This window comes from Streptomyces sp. NPDC050625 (assembly GCF_040654755.1).
Taxonomy (GTDB): Bacteria; Actinomycetota; Actinomycetes; order Streptomycetales; family Streptomycetaceae; genus Streptomyces.
Genome location: NZ_JBFAIQ010000002.1, coordinates 132,708 through 146,208, shown reverse-complemented (window position 1 = coordinate 146,208; position 13,501 = coordinate 132,708). Strand labels below are relative to the sequence as shown.

Genomic DNA, 13,501 nt, shown 5'->3' with positions numbered 1-13,501 from the left:
ACTACCGTCGGGGGTCCCGTCCGCTCTGCGCCAGGGCCCGCTCGAAGACGGGCGCATCGTCCGGCACCGGCACCGGGTCGGCGAAGCCGTCGTACTGGCGGTAGAGCTCACCGTGGGTCTCGACCACGTCGAGGACGAGCCGGGCCGCGCCTTCGGAGACGCGGTACTCCTGGCCGGTGGCGGTCGCGACGTCCCAGCCGTGCACCGCCAGCTCCTCGATGATCATCGAGGCGAGTTCGGCGGCCGGCATCCTGGCCATGCCGAGGTCGACCTCGCCCTCCCACACCTTCGGGTCCGCCTAGGCGGCGACCGCACGGTCCAGCTGGGCGGCGTACGCCTCGGCCCAGTCGGGGTCGGCGGTGAAGTCGCGGGCGGTCAGCTCCTCGGGGAGCTGCTTGCGCAGGGCACGGTGCTCCAGGCCGTGCGAGGTGTACAGGACCCAGTGGTTGACCAGGGCGCGGACGTCCCAGTCGGTGCAGTGGCTCTTCTGATCGAGCTGCGCCGCGGCGACACCGCGCGCGACGCGCGCCGCCTCGGCGGCACATTCGATCATGTACGGGTGCATGTCGTCGTACGTCATGCCCCTCACGCTAGGAAGGCACGGCCCAGCCTTCTTGAACAAACGCGACAGCGTCGTCCGCAGGATGCCGGTGAGCGGGGTGCCGGCGGCGGAGACGACTCCGGGTTCGACGAGGGCCGAGGGCAGCCAGGCGCGGACGCCGTACAGCTGCCGGAACCGGCGCAGGGCGAGCCGTCCGGACTCCACCCCGTTCCGCGCGCACACCAGCGGCGTGAGTGACCCGCCGCGCGACGTAGCCGCCCCGGACGCGGGCCGGGGTGCCGGTCGCCCGCGGCAGTGAGCACAGCAGCAGCGCGTGGTCGCGGCAGAACCAACTGCCGGACGGCACCTGGAGGTTGGCCGACCCACAGGTGTCCGCCGACTTCTACCCGGACTGCGGGGCATGTGGCTCGTGTTCAGCTCCGTCGTCCTGGACCTCGCGGCCCCTCAGGGTGCTCGCGGGCCGGGAGAGCTGCGCGGCGCCCGCTGAGGACGACTTCGCCCTGATCGTCGCCGTGGCCGCGGCCGGTGCGACGGAGGAGTTCCGGCGCCTCCACGAGGACCCGCGGCCGGCCGTGCCCCGCGAGATCCTTTCCCTGTCGCCCTTCCTGGGCCCGCGCACGGTCACTCCTGCGCGGCGGTGAGCTCCACCAGCTTCACGACGGTGTTCCAGTTCCGGGTCGTGGCGATCAGCCCCTTGGTGATCCGCGGCCGGGACAGGACCGCCGCCAGCCTGGACTGGCCGAGGCCCGCCGGGACGTACAGGTACAGCGCGCGGTCGCCGAGCCGGAACTCCTCGGGGAGGTGGGCGACCGCGTCGATGTCCGCGAAGCGCTCGGCGGTGACCGGCGCGGAGAAGTAGGTGACGTGGAGCTCCTTGCCCTGCAACTCGGCCGCCGGGAAGGGGCAGGCACCGGCCACCGCCGCCAGATAGTCGTGGTCGCGCACGATCACGTCGACGGTGAATCCGAAGTGCTTCTCGATCGCCTCGGTGAGTTCCGCGGCCAGGGACTCCTCGTCGCCGCGGACGGCGCCGAAGACGGCCTGCCCGCTCTGCAGATGGGTGCGTACGCCCTGGTGGCCGAGTCCCTCCATGAGCTGCCGGAGCTCGGCCATCGGGAGCTTCCTCGTGCCGCCCACGTTGATCCCGCGCAGCAGCGCCGCATACGTCTTCATCCCGACACCATAGAGCGGCCGTCGTGATGAGCGGCCGTCGTGCCCCGTGGGGGTGGGCACGACAGCCGCTCGCCCGTGGCCGGGCTGCGCGAAACTCTGGCCGATCAGGTGGGTGCGAATCAACCACTACACGCGGCTGTGACTTGTTCAACAAGGTTTCGCAATCACAAAGTGGATCTCTGCCGACGGAACGGACAGCCCTGATCGGCACCCCCGAGAAGCACCGATAGATGTAAGGGCCCGGCATCCTCCTCAGCGATGAGAACAAGGCTGCGCACTTCACCGGACAGCACGACGAGACCTTCTTATCCGCCCCATACCTTCGAATCGAACGCAGCAAAGACGTGGCGGCGGGGGCCGTCACCGCACACGAGGGGGCAATCCCGTCATGGGGAACGGAGACATACGGGTGCGGGGCCTGGCCGCCCGGGCCGGCGGATGGAGTGCCCGGCACCGCTGGGCGGCCGTCGGCATCTGGGTGCTGTTCGTCGTCCTGGCCATGGGACTCGGTTCGGCGGCGGGCCGCGTCGACGTCGACGAGTCCGACCAGCTGTCGGGCGAGACCCACACTGCCGCGAAGATCATCGATGACGCGGGCATCAAGAACCCGGCGAGCGAGACGGTCCTGGTCCAGTCGAAGGACGGATCCGTCAAGGCCACGGACGCCGAGTTCCGGGCCACCGTCGCCGACGTCGTCAAGGCCGTCGAGGGCACCGGCAAGGTCACCGGCGTCACCTCGCCGTACGACACCCGGAGCATCTCGAAGGACGGCCACAGCGCGCTGGTGCAGTTCGACATGCGCGGCGACACGGACACCGCGGCCGACCGGGTCGAGCCGGTGCTGAAGGCCGTCGCGGGCGTGCAGAAGAACCACGAGACGGTGCGGGTCGAGGAGATCGGCTCCGCCAGCATGCAGAAGCAGTACAAGGACGCCTTCGGGGACGACTTCAAGAAGGCGGAGCTCTCCGCCGTGCCGGTGGCGCTCGGCATTCTGCTCATCGCCTTCGGCGCGCTGGTGGCCGCGCTGCTGCCGGTGGCGCTGGCGGTCACCGCGATCATGGCGACGATGGGTCTGATGGGCATCGTCAGCCATCTGCAGCCGATGAGCGACACCGCGAACTCCGTGATGCTGCTGGTCGGCATGGCGGTCGGCGTCGACTACTGCCTGTTCTACCTGCGCCGGGAGCGTGAGGAGCGGGAGGCCGGTCGGGACGCGGGGGCCGCGCTGCGGATCGCCGCCGCCACCAGCGGCCGCGCCATCATCGTCTCCGGTGTCACGGTGTGCGTGGCGATGGCGGGCATGCTGTTCACCGGGCTCCCCGAGTTCGAGGCGATGGGCCTGGCCTCGCTGATGGTCGTGGCGGTCGCCATGGTCGGTTCCGTGACCGTCCTGCCCGCGCTGCTGTCCCTGCTGGGCGAGCGCGTCGAGAAGGGCCGGATCCCGTTCCTGGGCCGCCGCAAGCGGCGCGGCGGCGGCTCGGAGAGCCGGTTCTGGACCGCCGTCCTGCGGGGTGTGCTCGCCAAGCCCCTGGTCTCGGTCGTCGTCGCGACGGGCGCCCTGCTCGCGGTCGCGGCTCCCGCCCTCGGGATGAAGACCTCGCAGCTCACACTGGACCAGGAGTTCGGCAACTCGCTGCCGATCGTGCAGACGTACGACCGGCTCAACGACGCCTTCCCGGGCGGCTCCGAGCCGGCCTCGGTGGTCGTCAAGGCGAAGGACATCAACGCGCCCGAGGTGCGTCAGGCGCTGGCCGACTTCAAGAAGCAGGCGATCGAGTCGGGCGCCTCGCAGGGCCCGATCGACATCAAGCTGCACGACGCGCAGAACGTGGCCCTGGTGTCCGTGCCGCTCGTCGGCGGCTCCGACATGGGCAGGGCGACCGAGAGCCTGGAGAAGCTGCGCGACGAGGTGCGGCCCGCCACGCTCGGCAAGGTCGACGGCGTGCAGGCGCCGGTCACCGGACAGGTCGCGGGCAACCACGACTTCAACGACCAGCTGCTCGGTTCCGTGGTCCCGGTCTTCGCCTTCGTGGTGGTCTTCGCGTTCCTGCTGATGCTGCTGTCGTTCCGCTCGCTGACCGTCGCGATCACGTCCATCGTGCTGAACCTGCTGTCGGTGGGCGCGGCCTACGGCATCCTCGTCGCCGTCTTCCAGCACGGCTGGGGCGCCTCGCTGGTGGGCGCGGAGGGCGTCGGCGCCATCGTGACCTGGCTGCCGCTGTTCCTCTTCGTGATCCTGTTCGGCCTGTCGATGGACTACCACGTGTTCGTGGTCTCCCGGATCCGTGAGGCCCGGCTGCGCGGCCGTACGACGAAGGACGCGATCCAGCACGGTGTGGTCACCACGGCCGGTGTCGTCACCAGCGCCGCGGTCATCATGGTCGCCGTGTTCGCGATCTTCGGCACGCTGTCCATGCAGTCCATGAAGCAGATGGGCGTGGGCCTGGCGGCCGCGGTGCTGATCGACGCGACGATCATCCGCGGTGTGCTCCTTCCCGCGGTGATGGCACTGCTCGGCGAGCGCAACTGGTACCTGCCGAAGTGGCTGCACCGGATGCCCGACCTCACCCACGACGAGTCGCCGGAGGCGGTGGCACCGGCGGTGCCGGAGGAGGGTGAACCGGTCCGGGTCTGACTCTTGGCCGAACCGCTGTGACACGAGGGCCCGTTGGTCTCCCCCAGGGAACCGACGGGCCCTCGCTCATGCCCGACGCGCGGGCAGTTCGGCCTCGATGCGATCGGCCGCCCGCCGGGTGCCGCCCTCCAGCTCCATCCCGGCCCGGATCTCCTTCAGCCGCCGGGCGACGTCGGGGTCGTCGACCAGGGCGAGGGCGGCCGCGCGGAGGGTGTCAGCGGTCGCCTCCGGCGTGGGTACGTGCCGGGCGACGCCCAGCGCCTGGAGCAGCTCGGCATTGCCGAACTGGTCCACGGCCTGCGGCACCGCGATCATCGGTGTGCCGGTGGCCAGCCCCTCCTGGCTGCCTCCCGCCCCGGCGTGCGTGACGAACAGGTCGGCCTGCGCGAGGATCGCCAACTGCGGTACCCAGTCGCGCACTTCCACGGTCGCGGGTACGTCACCCAGCTCGGCGGGGTCGACATGCCTGCCGATCTGGAGCACCAGGTGCCAGCCGGGCAGGTCCCCGAAGGCCCGCACGCACTCCCGGTAGAAGGCGGGCTGCTTGGTGAAGGCCGAGCCGAGCGACACCAGCACGACCTTCTCGGCGCCCGGCGGACGCTGCCAGTCGCTCTGCTCGGCGCGGTCGCCCCGGCAGGCACCGACGAAGGAGTGGACGCGCTCGTCGACACGGTCGGCATGGGGCTGCAGCACCCGTGGGATCAACACCAGGGAGCGGGCGGGGCGGCCCACGAAGGGGTCCGGGTGCTGGCTGATCCCGTTCTCCTCCAGCCAGGCGTGGAAGCGGGCGTAGTAGGCCCGGCCCCGCTCGGTCCTCCTCGGCCCCGCCCACATCGGCTCGGCGACCTCCTCCTCGTAGCCCTCCCAGGCGACGAGGTTCGGCGAGAGCGAGATGGCGGGGACGCCCCAGCGGTGGGCGAGGACGCGGGCCGGGTAGGAGGTGATGTCGTGCAGGACGAGGTCGGGCTCGTCCCCCTCGTAGGCCGCGAGCAGTTGCGGAAGCGCCTGGACGGCATCCGCCAGGAAGGGCTCCACGTTGTCGAGCAGGGTGCTCCCCCAGGCCTCCGGGTCGGCGTCGGGACCGGGCAGCGTCGAGTCGTACGGCACGGGTCGCGCACCGGTCGCCGCCACCTTCTCGGCGAACACCGGCGGGATCGCGTACGTCACCCGGTGTCCCCGTGCGACGAGTTCGCGGATCACCTCCAGACTCGGGTTCACATGGCCGTGTGCGGCGATGGAGAACATGGCGATGTGGGCGGGAGTGGTCATGGCATCGAGCGTAGGCGAGACGATACGTCTCGTTCAATTCAATAATGGTCGCGCCCCGGTCCGACCTGTACGGATGCGAGACTGACGGTCGGACGGCGAGATCCTGACGCCGTCACGAGGCCGGACACGGAGGCGGGCGATGGACGAGGCACGGGCGCGGGACGTACTGGCCACGGCAGGGGTGCTGCCGGGTCCGGCACGCGACGCGCGGCTCCTCGCCCTCGGTGAGAACGCGGTGTTCGCCGCCGATGACCTGGTCGTCAAGGTGGGCCGCGACGCCGAGCTGCTGGACCGGGCCCGGCGCGAGCTGGAGATCGCCGGCTGGCTGGCCGACGCGGGTGTGCCTGCGGTGCGGGCGGCCGGGTCCGAGCCGCTGCTGGTGGAGGGACACCCGGTGACCGTGTGGCACCGGCTGCCCGAGCCCGTACGGCCCGCCGAACCCCGGGATCTGGCCGAACTGCTACGGCCGGTGCACGCCCTCCCCTCGCCCTCCTTCGCGCTGCCGCCCCGCGAGCTGCTGGGCGGTGTGGAGCGCTGGCTGCGGCTCGCGGGCGACGCGATCGACCCGGGGGACGCCGCCTTTCTGCGTGAGCGCCGCGACGGTTTCGCGGCGGCCGCGGCCGCGCTGACGCCCCAGCTGCCGCCGGGACCGATCCACGGCGACGCGCTGCCCCGCAATGTGCACATCGGCCCCGACGGGCCGGTCCTGGTCGACCTGGAGACCTTCTCCGCCGATCTGCGCGAACACGACCTGGTGGTCATGGCCCTGTCCCTCGACCGGTACGGCCTGCCCGCCGAGGCCTACGACTCCTTCACCGAGGCCTACGGCTGGGACGTACGGGCGTGGGAGGGCTGCTCGGTGCTGCGCGGCGCCCGCGAGACGGCCAGTTGCGCCTGGGTCGCCCAGCACGCCCCGGCCAACCCCAGGGCGCTGGCCGAGTTCCGGCGCCGGGTGGCGTCACTGCGGGACGGGGACGAGACCGTGCGGTGGTATCCGTTCTGAGCGGTTCTTGAACCCCGCGCCCCTCAGTAGGTCGTCTCGCCCCGGACGGTGCGTGCCGCTCGCCTCAGTTCCGTCAGGACCGCGCGGACCGCCTTTCTCGCCGTGCGCTCGGGGCGGCACAGGACGTCGATGTGCCGCGTGGCCCGGACGCCGCTGAGCGGCCGCAGGACCAGCGCCGGATGCGGGCGCACGGTCCAGCGCGGCATCAGCGCGATCCCGCCGCCCGCGGCGACGGCCTCGGCGACCACCGCGAACTCATTGATGCGATGGGCCAGATGGAGCCGCCGGCCGGCCGCCGCGGCGATGGCCTCGATGGTGGCCATGACCGGGAACCCGTCGTGCACGGTGATCCACGACTGGTCGGCGACGTCGCGCGGCGTCACCCGGCGCTTGGCGGCGAGCGGATGCCCGGCCGGCATCGCCACGTCGAGCGGCTCGTGCAGCAGGGTGGTCACGGTCACCGTGCGCGGCCAGGGCGGGGCGTGGTCCAGGCGGTGGGCGAGGACGAGGTCGTAGGCGCTGGTCAGCCTCGGGAAGTCCTCCTGCGGTACGTCCTCGTCGGCGAGCGCGACCGTCGGCGCGTCCGGCCCGGCGAGGGCGCGCAGCAACAGCGGGAAGAAGGCCGCGCCCGCGCTGTGGAACGCCGCCAACGACACCTCGCCGTCCGGCCTGCCGACGAACTCCTCGACCGCGTGCCGGGCCCGGGCCAGCGCCGACTCGACCTCGACGGCCGCGTCCGCCAGCGCCTGTCCGGCGTCGGTGAGCACCAGGCGCCGCCCGTGCCGTTCGGTCAGCGGCACCGGGATCGAACGCTGGAGCAGCCGCAACTGCTGCGAGATCGCCGACGGCGTCACCAGCAGTGCCTCGGCGACCGCGGTGACGCTGCCCAGCTCACCCAGCTCCCGCAGGATCCTCAGCTGCCGTTCGTCCACCCCGTCAGTGTAGGGCGACCATGTAGGTCTACTAAAAGATCGTTTAAGAAAGTGGTTCTGGGCTTCAGGTACGTCGACGGTGCACCGTGGGCGGGTGACCGACGCCCGCCGTACCGACGCGGTACTCCTCCTGGTCGCGCTCGTCTGGGGTTCCAGCTATCTGTCCGCCCAGACGGCCGTGGCCGCGCTGCCCGTCCTCCTCGTCCTGTTCGCGCGCTACGCCCTCGCCGCGTTCCCCTGTCTCGGCCTCGTCGCCGCCCGGGGCGGACTGCGCTGGACCCGCGACGAGGTCCGCGCCGGGGTGCCGCTCGGTCTCACCCAGGCCGCGGTCCTGGTCGTGGAGACGTACGGCGTCGCCCACACCACGGCCGCCAACGCGGGTCTGATCATCAGCCTCACCATCGTGCTCACCCCGCTCCTCGACCGCACCGGCCGCCGGGGCGGTCCGCCTCCCGCGTTCTTCGCCGCGGCCGGCGTGTGCGTCCTGGCCGTCGGTCTGCTGATGTCCGGCAACGGCTTCCAGGCACCGCGCCTCGGGGACCTGCTGATGCTCGCCGCGGCCGGTGTCCGGGCGGTGCACGTGGCCCTGGTCGGCCGGCTCACCGCCGACCGGACGATCCGCCCGCTGCACCTGACGGCGATCCAGACCCTGGTCGGCGCGGGACTGTTCCTCGCCCCCGCCGCCCGCGACCTTCCGTTGCTGGCCCGAGCCGATGCGGCGACCTGGGCGCAGCTCGGCTATCTCGCCCTGTTCTGCAGTGTGTTCGCCTTCCTCGTCCAGACCTGGGCGGTGCAGCGCACGTCCGCCAGTCGGGCCAGTCTGCTGCTCGGCACCGAGCCGGTCTGGGCGGTGGCGCTGGGCATCGCCCTCGGCGGCGAACACCTCACCCCGCTCACCGCCCTGGGCGCGACCCTGATGGTCACCGGCACGTACTGGGGCCAGTCCGTGGAACGCGCCCACCGGACAGCCGCGGCGTCCACGCCCGCAGCACATCCCGAGAAGACCGGAGAGGACACCGCATGCCGAACCACGGCACTTACCAGCACCTGATCTCCCTGCTCGACGCCTCCCGCGTCGAGTACCGGCTCATCGACCACGCACCCGAGGGCGCCACCGCGACCGTCAGCGCGCTGCGCGGCCATCCGGTGGAGCAGGCCGCGAAGTGCATCGTGCTGCGGGTCAAGGTCGACCGCCGCACCACGCGCCACGTCCTCGCGGTGGTCCCCGGAGACCGGCGGGTGGATCTGGACGCCGTGCGGACGCTGTTCGAGGCACGCTATGTCGGCTTCAGCGACGCCGGAACCGCCGAGCGGCTCGCCCGCTCGGTGCCCGGCACGGTGCTGCCGTTCAGCTTCGACGCCGAGCTCGAACTCGTCGCCGACCCGGACGTCGTCGCCCAGCCGCGGCTGTACTTCAACGCCGCCCGGCTCGACCGCTCGCTGTGTCTCGCCGGCACCGACTACGCGAGGCTCGCCGGGCCCCGGGTGGCCCGCATCGCGAGCCCCGCGTCCGCGTGACCGCTCTGCTCAAACCTTTTCGTCCGTCAGGTCTGCCAGGTCGCGCAGCGGCCACACGCCGTCCACCACCGCTGTCGCGTCCCCCTTGCGCCGCAGGAAGTTCTGGAAGTCCGCCGCCCATTCGGCGTACCAGCCGATCTGACGGCGGTGCAGTTCCGCCGGGCCGAGGGATGCGATCTTGGGGTGGCGGTCGGCTATCGCGCCGGCCAGGCGGGCCGCGGCCAGGGCGTCGGCGGAGGCGTCGTGGGCGGTGTCGAGGGTGATGCCGTACTCCGCGCAGACGGCTTCGAGGTTGCGCTTGCCGCGGCGGTAGCGGTCGACCCGGCGGTCGATGGTGTACGGGTCGATGACCGGCGCCGGGTCGATGCCGCCGAGGCGGTCGGAGAGCGACGGCAGTTCGTGGCGCCGCAGTTCGGCGGAGAGCAGGGTGAGGTCGAAGGCGGCGTTGTAGGCGACGACGGGCACGCCCGTCTTCCAGTAGCCGGTGAGGACGTCCGCGATGGCGTCCGCGACCTGGTCGGCCGGCCGGCCCTCGGCCGCCGCACGCTCGTTGCTGATGCCGTGCACGGCCACCGCGTCGGCCGGGATCTCCACGCCCGGGTCCGCCAGCCACTCCCGGCGTCCCACGGGCTGTCCGGCCCTGACCTCTATCACGGCCCCCGTGACGATACGCGCCTCACGCGGATCGGTCCCGGTCGTCTCCAGGTCGAAGCCGATCAGCAGCTCCCGGTGCCAGCCCATCGGCGGCCCCCCTTCTTGGTGGTGCTTTCCCCCAGTGATCTCCACCATCGCATGCGCCACTGACAATCAGAGGACCGCATTCCGCTTCACCCTCCGAGGACGGCTCAGGACACGGGCCGTGCGTCCGCCCAGGTCAGCTCGAACTCCTCGCGGTATGTCGGAAAGAGACCACCTTCCTCCACATCGCCCGACTTGACCAAGCGGCTTCCGTTGCGCAGCACCAGCACCGGCACCTCCATCCCGCGCGCCCCGCGCAGATAGGACTGCACCACGGCGACACCGTCCGCGTTGTCACCGTCCACGAGGTAGGCCGTGAAGCGCGGTGTCTCGTCGTACACCTGGATCTCGAAGGCGCCCGGATCCCTGAGGCGGGAGCGCACCCTGCGCATGTGCAGGATGTTCATCTCGACCGCGCGGCTCAGTTCGCCCCGTTTCATCCCGAGTTCGCGTTCGCGTCGCTTCACCGCGCTGGAGGCCGGGTTCAGAAAGAGCAGCCGCACCCGGCAGCCCGCCTCGGCCAGGCGCACCAGCCGCCGCCCGGAGAAGTTCTGCACGAGCAGGTTGAGCCCGATGCCTATGGCGTCGAGACGGCGCGCGCCGCCGAAGATGTCCTCGGCGGGGAACTGGCGCAGCAGCCGCACCCGGTCGGGGTGCACGGCGACCACGTCCGCGTACCGGTCTCCGACCAGGTCCTCGACGGCGTCGACGGGCAGCCGGCGCGAGGACGGTACGTCGCCGCCCGCGCCGAGCATCTCCAGCAGCCGGGCGGAGGCGCGTTCGGCCTGGTTGAGCACGGCCTCGGACAGGGCCCGGTTACGGGAGACGACATTGCGGGTGACTTCGAGCTCGTCCAGGGCGAGTTCGACGTCCCGGCGCTCGTCGAAGTAGGGCTCGAAGCACGGCCAGTGCTGCACCATGAGCTCGCGCAGCTGGGGCAGGGTGAGGAAGCTGAGGACGTTGTCGTCCGCCGGGTCGAGCAAGTAGCCCTTGCGGCGGCTGACTTCGCGTACGGCGACGGCGCGCTGGACCCATTCCTGTCCGGCGGGGCCGGCCGCGGCGACCACCCATTCGTCGCCGTGGACGGGTTCGTAGATGGGGCGCAGAACAGCGGCCACGACCGCGCGCAGCCGCTGTTCGACGAGGTTCAGCCAGATGTAGGCCCGGCCGGCCCGCTGGGCGCGCGTACGCACCTCCAGCCAGGCGTCGGCGCCCCAGTCCAGCTCCGGCCCGATGGCACCGGCGTCCATGGGCCGTGCCAGGGACACCACGCCGGGCGGGACCTCTGTGGAGTTCCCCTCGTGACTCTCGTCACCAGGGGGCAGCTCCAGCCCTCCCGAGCCCACCCGCGCACCGCCTTCCGCTCCCCCGAGCTCTCCCCGTGCCAACGATCAAGGAAGGGTACTCCGGGACCGGTCGGCGGTGCAGCCGGATGGACGGGTCCTTTTCTCAACTACGCGGCTGCCAGTGGCCGTTCTGCCATGCCAGCTCGTCGGGAGTGAGCGGATTCATAGCCGTGACGTCGCGCGGAGCGATGGCGAAGCCCTGCCAGTGGACCGGCATGGGCTGCTGGTCCTCGTCCCGTGCGATGTGGTGGAAGCCGACGTTCATCCAGACGATCGGGTGGGTGAGCGTCTGGCCGTTGACCCACTTGTCGACCGACTTGCCCGCGCCGGCGGGGCAGTTGCCCGGGTTGTTGCTGGCGAACTGCTCGCACTTGTTGTACTCGGTGAAGTAGACGTCGTGCTTGGTGAAGCTGCGTCCCGGGTACCTGGTGGTCGGGCCGGGGACGATCTCGTACGAACGGGCGTGCCCGTCCTTGTTCTTGCCGGTGGCGCTGACCACCCGCCACCAGCGGTAGGTCTTGGCGTCGCCCGCGAGTTCCTTGGTGACGTTGGTGCGGGTGGTCTTGTTGGTGGGGGCCTCCTGGCCGCGGGCCGGCGCGGTGACCGCCGAGTCGTACTGCTCGACCTTCGTCTTGGAGGAGCCGTCCAGGCCGAAGTCCAGCCGCCAGAAGACGTTGTGGCTGTGGCTGGTGGCGTAGGCCTTGGCGCCCTTGCCGATGGGCCAGCCGCGGCCGTCGCCGGCGTCGTAGTCCTCGTAGGAGAGGCTGCCGGTGGCGCCGACGTTCATGTTGACCGTACCGTCGTCCTGGAAGCGCCACTCGGTCATGTACTCGTACCAGCCGACCTGGTTCACGGTGTAGACGAGCAGGTCCTTGCCCTGGGTCTGGTAGACCTTGTTCGCGCTGTTGCCCTGCATGCGGTAGGCGTGGCCGCGGGAGCGGGTGGTGGTGCACAGGCCCTTGACGTCGGCGTGCTGCGGGTCCCAGGAGTCCGGGACCCGGATGGTCTTGATGGTGCCGCCGGGGCACTCGCCCGGCGCCAGGTTCACCAGCCCCTGGGCGAAGCCGAAGCCCGTCAGGTCGTCGTACTCGACGCTTCCGTCGTCGTAGGGGACGTCGATCTGGGCCAGCCGGGCGCTGTTGAGGACCTTGATCGGCTTGGTCTCGCCCTTGGGCTGGTACGAGACGTTCTCCAGGACCAGTCCGGCCTTGCTGTCGTAGCGCCAGCACATCCGCCAGGTCGTGCCGGTGGCGAGCTTCTGCTCGATCGTGTAGGCGGCACTGCAGTCGGCGGCCGCCGCCCCGGCGGTCTTCGGCTGGGCGGCGGCCGGTCCCGCGCCGGTCGTCGCACCGGCGGCCAGCGCGGCCACGGACAGGCCCACGGCCGCCCGCCTGCGGGCACGGCTGATTCTGTTCGCGCGCATGAAGAAATGACTCCCTTGCAGGAGAAGCAGATGGGAAAGGTGAAAGGGACGCACGGCCGCTCGGCCGGACGTCCGATCAGCCGCGGTCGAGCCTTGCGACCTTGCGGGCGCTCAGGTCGATGATCAGCGACCTGGCATCGATCCACGGGCCGTTCTTGACCTTCGGGAACAGCCGCACGCACCGGTGCTCGCCGCACTTGTCGAGCACGGCGGGCTGGGCACCCGGAGTGGCCCGGTAGACCGCGCCGTTGAACAGCAGCTGGTCCGGCGAGGTGAGCTCATGCCCGGTGGCGTCCTTGTAGTCGGCCTTGAGGCCCGCGCCCAGCGGGTCGGCGATCAGGATCCTGGCCGCCTCGGCGTTCTCGGCACGGCTCAGCGGCGGCTGGACGCCGTGCTGGCTGCTGGTCTGCTCGACCTTGCCCGTCGCCAGGTTGACGGTCTTGGTGACGAGGGTGTCGGTCTTGTAGTCGTAGAAGGTGACGTCGGCCCGCCGCGGCGCGTCGGGGTCGTCCACCTCGTCGGAGTCCGGGTCCGCCAGGTCGACGCTGAGGCGCTGCGGACCGTGGCCCCCGTCGACGTCCTCGCTCGTGTTGAGCAGCTGCCGGTTCACGGCGATCTGCTCGACCCGCTTGATCTCGTCGTCGGTCAGCGGGTCGCGGCCCTTGCCCTTCGTACCCTCGGCCGGCGCCTGCTCGACGACGCCCGGCTGCACGGCGCCGGAGTCCTGCCCGGCCTGCTGGGCGGACTGCGAATTCCCCTTGGTTCCTCCTGTCTCGTCGGCCCCTGCCGTCCCCGGCAGGGTGATCCCGACCATCACGGCGGTACCCGCCACCGCTATGGCCGCACCGGCCACCACCTTGCCCAGATGGCGGTGCACTATCGTGCGCACATCTTCCCCCTAC

General features: G+C 71.3%; 11 protein-coding genes and 3 pseudogenes. 5 read left to right on the top strand and 9 right to left on the bottom strand.

Features of this window, described 5'->3' with window-relative positions; all coding sequences use genetic code 11:
• Position 1: 1 nt before the first annotated feature.
• A pseudogene (locus AB0I54_RS04935) lies at positions 2-580 on the bottom strand (TIGR03086 family metal-binding protein).
• A 60-nt stretch (positions 581-640) separates the two neighbouring features.
• A pseudogene (locus tag AB0I54_RS04930) lies at positions 641-790 on the bottom strand (ketopantoate reductase family protein); the annotation flags it as partial.
• Positions 791-837: 47 nt separating this feature from the next.
• Here AB0I54_RS04930 and AB0I54_RS04925 point away from each other — a divergent pair.
• Complete coding sequence (locus AB0I54_RS04925; protein ID WP_363294996.1) at positions 838-1,203, top strand: hypothetical protein; 366 nt, start codon at positions 838-840, stop codon at positions 1,201-1,203.
• On the opposite strand, the gene AB0I54_RS04920 is transcribed toward AB0I54_RS04925, so the two are convergent.
• On the bottom strand, positions 1,184-1,735 hold the full coding sequence (locus tag AB0I54_RS04920) for a DUF1697 domain-containing protein (RefSeq protein WP_363294469.1): 552 nt from the start codon (positions 1,733-1,735) through the stop codon (positions 1,184-1,186). The genes AB0I54_RS04925 and AB0I54_RS04920 overlap by 20 nt on opposite strands.
• 388 nt (positions 1,736-2,123) lie before the next feature.
• Here AB0I54_RS04920 and AB0I54_RS04915 point away from each other — a divergent pair, with 388 nt between their 5' ends.
• Positions 2,124-4,370 carry an MMPL family transporter gene (locus AB0I54_RS04915; protein WP_363294468.1) on the top strand — a complete coding sequence of 749 codons (2,247 nt, stop codon included), beginning with the start codon at positions 2,124-2,126 and terminating at the stop codon, positions 4,368-4,370.
• A gap of 66 nt (positions 4,371-4,436) precedes the next feature.
• On the opposite strand, the pseudogene mgt reads toward AB0I54_RS04915, so the two are convergent.
• Positions 4,437-5,685 (bottom strand): annotated as a pseudogene (gene mgt, locus AB0I54_RS04910) (macrolide-inactivating glycosyltransferase).
• Between the two features lie 93 nt (positions 5,686-5,778).
• Between mgt and AB0I54_RS04905 the strand changes: the two are divergent.
• Positions 5,779-6,642 (top strand): aminoglycoside phosphotransferase family protein, encoded by an 864-nt coding sequence (locus tag AB0I54_RS04905; protein ID WP_363294467.1) that lies wholly within the window; start codon positions 5,779-5,781, stop codon positions 6,640-6,642.
• 23 nt (positions 6,643-6,665) lie between these two features.
• On the opposite strand, the gene AB0I54_RS04900 is transcribed toward AB0I54_RS04905, so the two are convergent.
• A complete protein-coding gene (locus tag AB0I54_RS04900) occupies positions 6,666-7,574 on the bottom strand; it encodes a LysR family transcriptional regulator (protein ID WP_363294466.1) in 909 nt (302 codons plus the stop codon).
• A gap of 94 nt (positions 7,575-7,668) precedes the next feature.
• On the opposite strand from AB0I54_RS04900, the gene AB0I54_RS04895 reads away from it, so the two are divergent.
• Both AB0I54_RS04895 and AB0I54_RS04890 read left to right on the top strand, forming a co-directional pair.
• Positions 7,669-8,625, top strand: coding sequence for a DMT family transporter (locus AB0I54_RS04895; protein WP_363294465.1), 957 nt, complete (start codon positions 7,669-7,671; stop codon positions 8,623-8,625).
• The gene (locus AB0I54_RS04890) at positions 8,595-9,092 is read left to right on the top strand and encodes a YbaK/EbsC family protein (protein WP_363294464.1); all 498 of its coding nucleotides are present in this window, start codon (positions 8,595-8,597) and stop codon (positions 9,090-9,092) included. The genes AB0I54_RS04895 and AB0I54_RS04890 overlap by 31 nt, the downstream gene beginning before the upstream one ends.
• A 9-nt stretch (positions 9,093-9,101) precedes the next feature.
• Here AB0I54_RS04890 and AB0I54_RS04885 read toward each other — a convergent pair whose 3' ends face one another.
• From AB0I54_RS04885 to AB0I54_RS04870, 4 genes are all read right to left on the bottom strand, one after another.
• Positions 9,102-9,833 carry a 3'-5' exonuclease gene (locus AB0I54_RS04885; protein WP_363294463.1) on the bottom strand — a complete coding sequence of 244 codons (732 nt, stop codon included), beginning with the start codon at positions 9,831-9,833 and terminating at the stop codon, positions 9,102-9,104.
• A 104-nt stretch (positions 9,834-9,937) separates the two neighbouring features.
• Positions 9,938-11,176 (bottom strand): SAV2148 family HEPN domain-containing protein, encoded by a 1,239-nt coding sequence (locus AB0I54_RS04880; protein WP_363294462.1) that lies wholly within the window; start codon positions 11,174-11,176, stop codon positions 9,938-9,940.
• A 103-nt stretch (positions 11,177-11,279) separates the two neighbouring features.
• Positions 11,280-12,599 (bottom strand): copper amine oxidase, encoded by a 1,320-nt coding sequence (locus AB0I54_RS04875; RefSeq protein ID WP_363294461.1) that lies wholly within the window; start codon positions 12,597-12,599, stop codon positions 11,280-11,282.
• Between the two features lie 76 nt (positions 12,600-12,675).
• Positions 12,676-13,488, bottom strand: a complete 813-nt coding sequence (locus tag AB0I54_RS04870; protein ID WP_363294460.1) for a Tat pathway signal sequence domain protein — start codon at positions 13,486-13,488, stop codon at positions 12,676-12,678.
• Positions 13,489-13,501: the final 13 nt, after the last annotated feature.

Bases quoted from the DNA above. Each gene is read 5' to 3' on its own strand.
- AB0I54_RS04875 (WP_363294461.1), bottom strand. From the start codon at position 12,599: ATGCGCGCGAACAGAATCAGCCGTGCCCGCAGGCGGGCGGCCGTGGGC.
- AB0I54_RS04890 (WP_363294464.1), top strand. From the start codon at position 8,595: ATGCCGAACCACGGCACTTACCAGCACCTGATCTCCCTGCTCGACGCC.
- AB0I54_RS04915 (WP_363294468.1), top strand. From the start codon at position 2,124: ATGGGGAACGGAGACATACGGGTGCGGGGCCTGGCCGCCCGGGCCGGC.
- AB0I54_RS04920 (WP_363294469.1), bottom strand. From the start codon at position 1,735: ATGAAGACGTATGCGGCGCTGCTGCGCGGGATCAACGTGGGCGGCACG.
- AB0I54_RS04885 (WP_363294463.1), bottom strand. From the start codon at position 9,833: ATGGGCTGGCACCGGGAGCTGCTGATCGGCTTCGACCTGGAGACGACC.
- AB0I54_RS04905 (WP_363294467.1), top strand. From the start codon at position 5,779: ATGGACGAGGCACGGGCGCGGGACGTACTGGCCACGGCAGGGGTGCTG.